This is a genomic window from Desulfobacula phenolica (assembly GCF_900105645.1).
GTDB classification, from domain to species: domain Bacteria; phylum Desulfobacterota; class Desulfobacteria; order Desulfobacterales; family Desulfobacteraceae; genus Desulfobacula; species Desulfobacula toluolica.
On the sequence record NZ_FNLL01000006.1, the window covers coordinates 338,309 to 349,683 of the forward strand.

The 11,375-nt window shown below is 41.8% G+C and carries 4 protein-coding genes; all 4 read right to left on the reverse strand.

Going from position 1 to position 11,375, the window contains the following annotated elements; all coding sequences use genetic code 11:
* Positions 1-48 precede the first annotated feature (48 nt).
* On the reverse strand, positions 49-7,683 hold the full coding sequence (locus tag BLT94_RS12440) for a type I polyketide synthase (RefSeq protein ID WP_092234582.1): 7,635 nt from the start codon (positions 7,681-7,683) through the stop codon (positions 49-51).
* Positions 7,684-7,798: 115 nt separating this feature from the next.
* Positions 7,799-9,385, reverse strand: coding sequence for a PfaD family polyunsaturated fatty acid/polyketide biosynthesis protein (locus tag BLT94_RS12445; RefSeq protein ID WP_092234585.1), 1,587 nt, complete (start codon positions 9,383-9,385; stop codon positions 7,799-7,801).
* Positions 9,386-9,521: 136 nt separating this feature from the next.
* Positions 9,522-10,409, reverse strand: a complete 888-nt coding sequence (gene xerD, locus BLT94_RS12450) for a site-specific tyrosine recombinase XerD (RefSeq protein WP_092234588.1) — start codon at positions 10,407-10,409, stop codon at positions 9,522-9,524.
* Positions 10,410-10,430: 21 nt separating this feature from the next.
* Positions 10,431-11,375, reverse strand: a 945-nt coding sequence (locus tag BLT94_RS12455; RefSeq protein ID WP_139169024.1) for an SUMF1/EgtB/PvdO family nonheme iron enzyme, incomplete at its 5' end; no start/stop codon positions are given.

The following is an 11,375-nucleotide window of genomic DNA, read 5'->3' on the forward strand; positions in this document are numbered from 1 at the left end:
CAAGGTGACCAGATTTTAGTATAAAATGGCCAGGTCTGCCCGTGGCAGTTATTCAGAAACCTTGTCCTGTTTTAATGATTTTTTTAAGCTCTTGATTTTATTAAATCCAACAATAAAATCAGTCATTTCATAAATACAAATGCCGTCAACAGTCAGCGCACCATCTGCAATAATGGAAAGCTCATCTTTTCCTGTTAAAACATCTTTAATATGGGCATGGACTTCAATTTTTTTGTTTAATGGTATTATTTGCCCCCGGTAGATCCATTCATGGGATTGACCAATTGTCATTTGAGGGTCATACGCTTCCGGGTCAATATCAAATTTTTTAACAAGGAAAAATCGGATCATCTGAAGAAAAGATTCGATTCCAAGTGAACCTGGACAGACCGGGTCCTGATAAAAATGGGCTTTAAAAAACCATTCCAAAGGATCAATAATTTTTATCGCCTTGATATATCCTTTTTCATAGAGCCCTGCATCAAAACTTAAAACTTCAATTTTATCGATCATTCTCAGTGCTTTTGCCGGCATCCCGGTATTTTTATCAATATTTTTATCATCCGGTGTTAAAGGTGCATCATCTTTAAATTCATAGGCCGTTATTGCTTTTGAATCTTGTTCCGACAACAAATACCCGCTGAACCGGCTGTTCCTTATACCGACCTGATTTGAAAGGGTTTGTGTGGTAAAAAAACCAAAATTGGTCCATCCTTTATACACTGCATTACCATCCTTTAATACCTCCATGTCAAAATCCTGAATAATCATACCGCCTGCTTTGGAGACATCCGTCATCCTGCTTCGAATGGTGACAGTACCACAATCTTTTGATAAAGGCTTAATCAATGTGGCCTTTCCCCCCAGATTTCTAAAATGGAGCCTTTCATCACTTGCAAGGGCGGAACCGGCATAGGCAGCCAGCCATCCACAGGGCTGGAGCGCAATTTCAAGAAGGATGCAAAAGGGAATGGTATCGCTTCTGTTGGCCTTAAAATACCATGCATCTTTTGGAATATCATATTGAGTTTCAATCCATCCGCCCGGTTTTATTTCCCATTGCGGATGGTCAGCGACAAGAACCCTGTCCATAAAAAAGTAGGGAGGTCTGGGCAGTCGAGCGATCTGCCGGTCTTTATCAAATATGGTATATTTTTCTCCAAATGCTTCGGAAGGATTGCCCTGGGCAAATGCAAGAATAGAGTCCCTTGAAAAAAGAGGTTTGTTTTTGAATGTGTCATTCAAAGATAAATCGGTAATCGCTTCAAATCCGGTGATACTGGCAACAACAACATTTTCTTCATTCAAAAAAGTAAAATAGCCTTTAATTTTGCTCTTGGTTTCTTCATTTACGGTAAACAAAATTCGAATATCACCTTTTAATTCTTTAAAGGATGAATACAGCCTTAGATTAGCGATAAAGCTTGGCAGGCAAACCTGTCCCATTCTTTCATAGGACCAGAGTATGGCAGCCTGAAAAGCGGCATCCAGCATCATGGGCTCAATGTTCCATGTTGAATGCAATGGTTTTTTAAACCATTGATCCGGATGAGGTGCCAAACCTGTAATCACTTCAATCCCTTTTTTTGAATACCCATTAATACATTTTATCCCCTGCAGGGCATTTCCATGGAAAAGGATTTCACGATATGCCTGCGTTATTGTTAAAGAATAGGGTTTTAACTCCATGAAAGCCGCTTTGGAAAGAACAGGCGGTTTAGGCAGTTTGTCTTTTAAAATAACGGTACAATTTGAATGCTGAAAAAAGTTTTCATTGTCGTTGGTTGATGTAATGCTGCTGGGTGTCTTATATTCATTTCCGTCTGGTTTGCATTTTCCCAGATTGACCGTGACATTCAATTCCTCAGTTCCGGGTTTAATGCCCTTTAAAAGGCGCATGCCGTCCATCCCTGCGAACACAAGGCCTGGATTGTTTTTTTGGGCAGCATGAGCATGGCATTCCATTAATAATGCAAATGGTACTACCGGCTCTCCTGCTATCCTGTGAGAATTTAGAACCGGCGTTGAGGTTAAACCCAAAGACAGCGTCATGGCCTTTGAAAGTTTGGGTTCTCTGGATTTTTCAGGCTCTAAAAGATGCGCACCAATGACCACTTCAGGACAAATTTTTTGTGTGTGTTCCATTTCACTTAATAATTGTATGGCTCCGGCCTTTAAGGGAATAAGATCAATGCCTCTTTTTAAAAATGCTTTTTTCAAAGACTCATCCACCATCCCGCCTTCCCACGGTCCCCAGTTGATGGACAAAAATTTACATTCCGGGTTTTTTATTGCCAGTTTTTGAGCTGTTTTATTTAAGATTTCGTTTGCAATTGAATAATCACATTGGCCCTGGTTGCCGGTTCGAGCAGCAATAGAAGAAAATAGAATAAGATATTTGAGTTTATCGTGTTTTGAAGCATACAAAAGCGAGTCAAGCCCTTTTACTTTTGTTTCCAGTACATTACAAAATTGATCGATTTGTTTATCAATGATCAGTTTGTCTTCCAGTACCCCGGCACCGTGGATGATGGCGGTAATCTGCTTGAACTCTTTGCGCACGGTTTTAAAAATCTTATCAATCTCTTTTTGATTCCTGATATCTGCTGAAAAATATCTAACCTGTGATCCGTTTTTTTTCATCAATTCTATGTTTTTTTGAATTTCCCGGTTGGATACAATTTTTTGATATATTTTTTCTATATCAGCAGGTTTGGGGATCTGACCTTTGAACTCATGGGTGAGTATGGCTTTTTTCAGCATGGCAGGGTCATAAAGATCATTGGCCCATTCCGGTTCCAAAGCAGGAGGTGCTGATCTGCCGATAAGGACAATGGTGGGTGAATACTTTTTGGCAAGTTCATTGGCACAGGCTGCAGTAACTCCTTTGGCACCTCCTGTGATGATGACGACATCCTCGGGCGAAAGATCGACAATGCCATGTTGTGTCAGGTCCTGATCAACCAGAACTGGAATATTACAGCAGTCCCCATCCAGCCCCATTTCAACGGCACCGTGGGTCATCATTAAAGCCACTGCAGCTTCGGCATTTTCCAGACATTTTTCTTTGCTGTCCGGCATGTCCAATGCTCTGCATAAAACATTTTTCCACTCAAGATCGGCGGTTTTTGCAAGCCCTGCAACTCCTCCATAAGCCGGGTCACAATTGAATGCTTTGCCTGAAAATCCAAATTGTCCGCCTAAAAACGAGACCGTCGTTAAAAATGCCCCTTTTTCAGTGGCAGAATCCATGAGATAGGCTGCATTCTTTTTTACAAGCTCAAATGCTGATTTTAAAAATTCCATGGCAGAGGCCCGGTTTTTTTCCTTGAAAGCATCCGGCACCAAGACTATACCTGCCGCATCCGGCAATTCAGGTATGTTGCCGTTACCGATATCAATCAGGACGGAAGGTATGCCTGATTTTTCAAATTCCGATTTAAACCGGGCAGCTATTGTTGAGCTGTCTTGTGTGATATAAACTTTTTTTTTAGTCGGCAGTTCGATTCTTGAGCCGTTATAAAATCGGATCTGATTTGTCGGATATTCTTGTAAAGAAACAACCTGCCGTGTCAGTTTTGTGTCGGATACGGTGTTATCCGGTCCTTTTTGAGGCTCATAATTGGACTCTGGAGTTTTTTTTTTAGAGTCAACCGGTATTTTTGAATCAAGCGGTGTTTTTGGATCATTTTTTGTCAGAAATTGAATGATCTCTTCAATCGTTTTCAGGGTTGCAATATCATCAGAAGAAATGGTTTCAATATGATCCAGTTCCTGCTCAAGTTTTGAAAGAATCTCCACACGTTTAATGGAATCAATTCCCAGGTCTGATTCAAGATTCATGGATGGTTCAAGCATTTCAACAGGAAATCCCGTCAATTCACTGATGGTATTTACCAGCACTGTTGAAACTGTTTGATAGGTATAGGTGTCATGCTTAATATCTACTTGAACAACGGGTTCAGATTCAGTGACTGGATTTGTCACAGCAGTAGTTTCAATGACAGGAGTTGCTTCATTTTGTATGGCAATACAGATATCTTTTAAGGTCCTGACGGAACCGATATTGTCAGTAGTCAATCCTTCACAGGAAGGGATCTGTTTTTCAAGTTCTGAAATAATTTCCACTTTTTTAATGGAATCAATGCCAAGATCAGATTCAATGTCCATATCGGATTCCAGCATTTCAACAGGAAAGCCGGTCAGCTTGCTTACAATTTCAAACAGGATATGTTCATTGTGAGCATCGGCAGTATTATTTTCAGATTCAGTGAACCGATTCGTTTTAACTGGTTGGGGTGTCTCAATTTGAATCTCAGGTTCAACTGCAGGCGCAATTATGGTGTGGGAAGAAATTTGAGAAACCGGAATAGGATCATTTTCATGGTCAGGTCTGTATTCTGTTATTGCCGGTGCCGGTTCTGATACTGCTGCTGATACCGGTGCCGGTACTGATGACGCAAGGGGGGTATTAAAGGCAAGATTGCGGGTATGCTCCAGCATGCTTGCCAGGGTTTTGCCGGCCTGGGCCTGGGTCTCAAGAAATTTTTCATGGGTCCGGGCAGTCTGTGTTTGAAGCTGCTGCATGGCTTCAAACCCTTTTTGAACCATTGTCATGGCTTGTGATGCCGGTGAACTCAGATGGTAATTCTCCTGCCGTTGTGTATTTTGAGTCGTCATATCAGATCCTTTTATGGCTGACCTGTTTTCAATAAATGGTTTTTGCATTGCTTTTTGCGGTGAATTATTTGTCAATTCAACAGTTTTTGCCGCTTTAAATTCAAGCGATTCCTGGTGAATTTTTTGTTGTAATGGTTCAGGTGCTGATTTCGGAAGGTTGCACCGGTTTTTCGGCTTAGGATTAGCACCTGAAAATTGTACGCTCATTTTTTTAAGTTTGGGTTTTTCTGCTGCATCTTCCCATTGGGTCAGATCAACAAAAAATCCCTTTGATGCGATCATACACAACACATGGGCAAGATCTTCAATACCTGATTTTTTTCCTGATGATTGGTCAACAGAGACTGCAGTAATTTTTTTGTCTCGTAAAATTGGCTTTATGAGACCGGTTAATACGGCTTTAGGGCCTGCTTCAATAAAAACAGAGACGTTTTGGCCCAGCATGTTTTCAATATTGTCCACAAAATTGACCGGGTTTATCAGCTGGTTACCAAGAATTTTTTTGATTTCAGATTCTTTTTTAAGATAAGACGTTCCCGTGGTGTTTGACAGGACGTCAATACCAGTTGAAGAAAATGCTGTAGAGGCCAGATCTTTTTGAAAGGGCTTTACGGCATTTTGAACCAGTTTGCTGTGGAATGCTGCGGCAACATCAAGTTTGACAGCCCTCATTTTCCTTTGGTCACAGATTTTTTTTGCACGAAGAATTTCTTGTGTTGAACCGGATAAAACCCCCTGGGTTTTGCTGTTTTTATTTGCAAGGATAAGGTCAAGTTTGTTTTGTTTTATCAGGGTTTCTATATCTTTTAACGCAGCTTGAACTGCAAGCATGCTGCCTGAATCCCCATCCAGGGAACCGGCTGCGGCCATATGTTTGCCGCGTATTGCAGCCAATTTGAGAAAGGATTTTTCATCCATCCAACCTGCTGAATAAAGGGCACAAAGCTCACCAAAACTGTGACCACAGGTGATGTGTGGTGTTATGCCGAATCTTTTTAACACCTTGATCATGGCAAGGGACAGTGCGCCAATGGCAGGCTGGGCAATATCGGTTTGACGAAGCTGTTCTGCTGATTTGTTTTTTTGCTGCAAATGGGATGGAGGGGGAAAAATATAGTCTTGTAACAGCTTGCTGCCTGAGGTGCTGTTTTCTTTGGAAAAGATATCGGCTGCCTGTTCCATTGCTTCTAATGCTTCAGGGAAGACGGAAACAAGATCTTTTCCCATACCCGTATACTGGCTTCCCTGGCCTGGAAATAAAAATCCCAGCTTGCCTTTGTTTTTGCCGGATGAAAAATAAAGATTGGGTTGTGATTTGCCCATCTCAATGCTTTGAATGGCAAGATTCAGATTCTTTTGAATATCATCCTCTTGTTTATGAACCATCAGCAGTCTGAACTCATGAGCAGATAAAAAGTTCTGCCTTGATTCACAGGACAGCCAGGCAATGGTCTGACGGGTTTCCAAAGCATCTTTTGTCACATCCAGCTCTGCTTTAAATCTATTGATTTTATCCAGCAGACCCTCTTTGGTATCAGATGAAAACGCAATGATTTGAATGGCCCCATCCCATGAGACATGATTTTTTTTAGGCGCATATTCTTCCAAAACCACATGAAAATTACTGCCTCCAAAACCAAATGCGCTGACGCCCGAGCGTCTGGGAGAAGCAGCAGGGTATGATATCCAGGGTTTTGCCTCGGAATTTAAATAAAAAGCGGAATTGTTGATGTCCAGTTCCGGGTCAGGTTCCAGGGCTTTTAAGGTTGGAGGAAAGGTTTTGTTATAAAGAGATAAAGCGGTTTTTATAACCCCTGCCGCCCCTGCCGCAGCCTTGGTATGTCCGATCATGGACTTGACCGATCCTATGACTGTGTGATTCTTTTTGCCGGTGTGTTCAAAACATTTTTTTAATGCTTCAAACTCCACCTTGTCCCCAACCCGTGTTCCGGTTCCATGGGCCTCCACAAGCCCAACTGTGGAAGGGTCGAAACCAGCTTCCCGGTAAGCTTCCTTGAGTGCTTTTAACTGTCCTTTTGAATCCGGGGCATAAACGGCTGACGTCCTGCCGTCACTTGACGTGCCGATACCTTTAATCACGGCATAAATTCTGTCATTATCCTTTTGAGCATCTTCAAGGCGTTTTAAAATCAGCATCCCGATACCTTCACCCAGAACAGTGCCGTCAGCATCTTTTGAAAACGGTTTTGCATCACTGGTGTGTGACAGAACCCCGGTTTTTGCAAAACACATGTGCATGAAAATATCATTTAACGTATCCACTCCGCCGGTAATGGACATATCGCATTTTTTGGAAACAAGTTCCATGACCGCCGTATGAATGGCAGACAAAGAACTTGCACAGGCAGCATCGGTGACGGTGTTTGTTCCGGAAAGGTTCAGGCGGTTTGCGATCCTGCCGGCTACCACATTACCAAGCAAACCCGGAAAAGAGTTTTCCTGCCATTGAACATAATCGCCTTGTATCCGCTGAAGGATTTCTTCTCTTTTCTCTTCACGGATACCTGAATCTTTCAGAGCCTTTTTCCAAATCGGATGTCCAAGCCTGCCACCCAAAGGAATAACCAGTTCCTGGGTTCCGGTAACGCCTAAAATCACATTGACCTTTTTTTGTTCAAGAGCAGGATGATTCAAGGGGTATCCAGCGTCTTCAAGAGCCATTCTTGCCACCTCAAGACCCAGAAGCTGGGAGGTATCGGTTACTTCAAGATTATTGGGCGGGATACCGTAACTTAAAGGATCAAAGGAGACGGCCGGAAGAAACCCGCCTCTTTTACAATATACATGGTCTGGTGTGGATGGGTCAGGATCAAAATAGTCTTTTATTTTCCAATGGGTTTTGTCCGGGATATCTTCAATTGCATCAATACCGTTGAACAGCAGGTGCCAATATTCTTTCAAGTTCCTGGATTTTGGGAAGATACATCCCATACCGACGATGGCAATGCAAGGTTTGTGCTGTGTGTTGTCTGTTTTGCTCATAATCTCAAAATATTGAATTTAAATAATTAAAATTATAGGCAATATACTATCCCAAAATTGGAGAATCACCCAATTGTCATGGATTTGACAAAAGTTTTACATTGAAAAACATAACTTAAAGATAAAGAAAAATTTCTTCTTTTCTTATGGGGTTGAAACCATTTGCATTCATTGGAAGTTCGATTCCCTGGGTTTTTAAAATAGATGCCCGGGTGCAGACACACGCACCAAAAAGGAGATTTAGAGCTATTTCAGCTGTTTTGCGGTTTTCATGGGGTTCAAGAAAACTGCCTTTGACCCACTGGTTAAAGGCACCAATGGCAGGGCCACACCAGATCTGGTAATCCATTTTTCTCTGGGGCATACCCTTTATGGCCCATTTGGATGAAAGGCCCAGATAGGACCTGAAAACAAGGGCCATTTTATGTTTTGGATCAGCTTGGGCTTTTTCTATCTCTTTTATGTTTCCGGTTTTATGAAAAAAATCTTTTGTGGATTCCCAGGCATCCTCAAAGCGTGCCTGCAAAAATTTTTCCTGAATTTCATGCTTTGATTTTTCATCAATTTCATCAAAACTATTGTGGGATTGATATAATTTGTAAAGCTTGTCCGCCCTCACCGGAAACATGGTGCCACGCTTTAAAACCTGAACCTTTGCGCCAATCTCAAACATATCCGCTGCAGGTGCCATGGCCACATCCGCCTGCTCGGCCTGGCAGAGCATCTTTTTGACATCCTCACAGATTCCGGCTTCAACACAGGATTGATTTATGGACCCTGTCAAGATATAGGCGGCCCCCATTCCAAAGGCTGCTGCTGCTGATTCAGGCGTGGCAATTCCCCCTGCAAGCCCTACGCACAAGGGATCTTTGTAATTGAAAGTTTCCATAAATTCATTTTTCAATGCTATCATGGTCGGCAATAGCGTCAGTGCCGGTCGGTTGTCCGTATGGCCACCCGAGTCTGCTTCCGCAGTCAGATCCTGGGCCATAGGAATGTGTTGGGACAGACTTGCCTCCTGTTGGGTAATCAATTTTTTTTCAAGAAGTTGATTTACAAGTTTTTCAGGCGGTGGAGAGAAAAACTGCCGTGCAATTTCAATCCTGGATACTTTTGCTATGATATTATGGGGTGTAACAATGTGCCCATTGTCGTTTGTATGAATACCTTTAATTCGATAATACACAAGTGCTGGGGTCATACGCATGAAAGCCGCAGCACTGATGAGATTGACCTGATGTTTTAGATACAGTTCCACCGTAGCCATTTCATGGGCAGGGTCACCCGGGGAATGAATCAGGTTAAACCCAAATGGCCTGTCTTTCAGCGTGCTTTTCAGCTCAATGATATTTTCTTTGATTTTTTCAATGGAAAGGCCACCAGCACCCAAAAAACCTATCATCCCGTTTTCTGCCATGGTTTTTACAATAGCCACAGATGTGATGCCATTAGCCATGGCACCGGCAATATAGGGATATTTTAAAGCATGCCGGGTCTTGAACCGCTCATCACCAAGGTTTTCAGGCCGGACAGCCGGAACAAATGCCTTGATATGATGCAATGTGTCTTCCTTAAAAGCAGCGGTGAAAAAATCATTGTCGTTATGTATAAAATGAATTGCGTCATTGTTCTGAATAGCAAAAATAGGTTTGTTCACCTGCATGAGCAGTTCGTTCAAGGAGTTTGAATTTTCAAAGGACATTATGTTTTCCGTATAAAATATTTTGCTAAAAAGCGTTTCATTGATGTTTTCCAAAAAAATAGCAGCCCTCTCTATTACCACAAAAGGAATTTAAGAATCAATATGGAAGTTTTTGATTTGAAAATCAAATGCTTAATTAGTGTCTTGGATGATATTTTTGATGCATTTTCATCAGGTATTCCCTTGAAATGTGCGTATAAATTTGTGTTGTGGATATATCTGAATGTCCAAGCATGGTCTGAACAGACCTTAAGTCAGCACCGCCTTCCAGCAGATGAGTGGCAAATGAATGCCTTAAAGTGTGTGGGGTGATATTCTTTGATATGCCTGCAATCAGAACATATTTTTTTATTATTTTCCAGAAAGATTGCCGGGTCATGGGTTTGCCCGCCCTTGCAACAAAAAGATATGGGGTTGATATTGTATTTAACAGGGCAGGTCTGCCTTGGTTAATCCATTGTTGTGTAATTGATCTTGCAGGGGACCCTATAGGTATGAGTCGTTCTTTGGAACCTTTTCCCATAACTCTTACACAGTTTGCATCAAGGTTGATGTCCTGAAGTTTCAATGAAATCAGTTCAGATACCCTTAGGCCCGCTCCGTACATGATTTCCATCATGGCTGAATTTCTCATCTCCCGGGGCTTTTTGATGTCAGGTACATCAAGAAGATCTGCAACTTCCTCTACTGTCATGATTTTGGGAAGCGCCAGGCCGCTTTTGGGGATTTCAACCTTTTTTACAGGGTTCTTTTTGATTTTTTTTTCATTCACCAGGAATTTATAAAATCCCCGGATGGTAATCAAATGCCGGGCTCTTGATTTAGCAGACAGGCCTTGTTTTGATAGATCAATCAACCAGGCAAAAATGAATACCGTATCCACATCAGCCGGATCTTTAATTTTATTTTTTTCAAGAAAGGTGATGTATTGAGCCAGATCTGCCGAATAGGACATCAGGCTGTTATCGGACAAGCCTTTTTCAATGATAAGGTAATCAAGATATTGTTGAGTTAAATCATCCATGTTGTTATGAAAATATTGTGATTATGAAAATATTTCGGAAATACATCGAAATCCAATTGTGTTTGAGGTGAAGCCTGGTTTAAACAAAGCTCTTGAGCTGATGGTAATATCTTGTTTGGAGTTCCAGGCTGCACCCTTTGCAATATTGTATCGGATATTTTTTTTTGATTCAATTGAAGGTGTTTCCATGTCGGCGGTCCACTCCATCACATTGCCGAGCATTTCCACAATTTTAAATTCATTTGCAAACGCATCATATTCATCCACCGCACATGTGTCAGATACCCCGCTTTGCTCGATATTCAATGCATTGGGGTTAAATTTATTGCCCCAGGGGTATTTGTATCCCAGGTCTGTTCTGGCTGCCGCTTCCCATTCCGCTTCGGTCGGCAACCTTCTTCCTATCCAGGCGGCAAATGTGACGGCATCATCCACACTGACCTGGACAACCGGATGATTTCTTTTGCCATGCAGGTTTGAATCCGGACCAAAAGGGTGATACCAGCAAGCCCCTTTTATATCTTCAGAGCCTGCATGTTTGTTCCAGGTTAATCCGTTGGCATCTTTTTTAAGGCTTGAATGATATACCCTGCCATAACCCTGATTTTCCGCTGTTGTCGTATATCCGGTCTGCTCAATAAATATTTCAAACAAAGAGTTGCATACGGGATACATGCCGATATAAACTTTTGGCATATCAAAAAGTTGTAATTCCATACTGGATTTAAGGCTTTTTTTCGTACCGATAGTATATTTCCCTTCAGGAACGGTTACATATTTATTTAATTTTTTTTCTCTTTGTCCCAATGTGTCATCAAAATGCTCTGCAAGTTCTTTTTTTTCTCTGAATTCTTCTAAAGCTTTGAGTTCGTCTTCATCCAGCTCATCCACTTCTTCGAGTTCTTCATCTTCATCCAGCTCGATTTCTTCGACATCTTCATCCAGTTCTTCTATCTCTTCAAGTTC

What these genes read in the sequence shown, in the direction of transcription:
- xerD (WP_092234588.1), bottom strand. Translation starts at nt 10,409, where the DNA reads ATGGATGATTTAACTCAACAATATCTTGATTACCTTATCATTGAAAAA.
- BLT94_RS12445 (WP_092234585.1), bottom strand. Translation starts at nt 9,385, where the DNA reads ATGTCCTTTGAAAATTCAAACTCCTTGAACGAACTGCTCATGCAGGTG.
- BLT94_RS12440 (WP_092234582.1), bottom strand. Translation starts at nt 7,683, where the DNA reads ATGAGCAAAACAGACAACACACAGCACAAACCTTGCATTGCCATCGTC.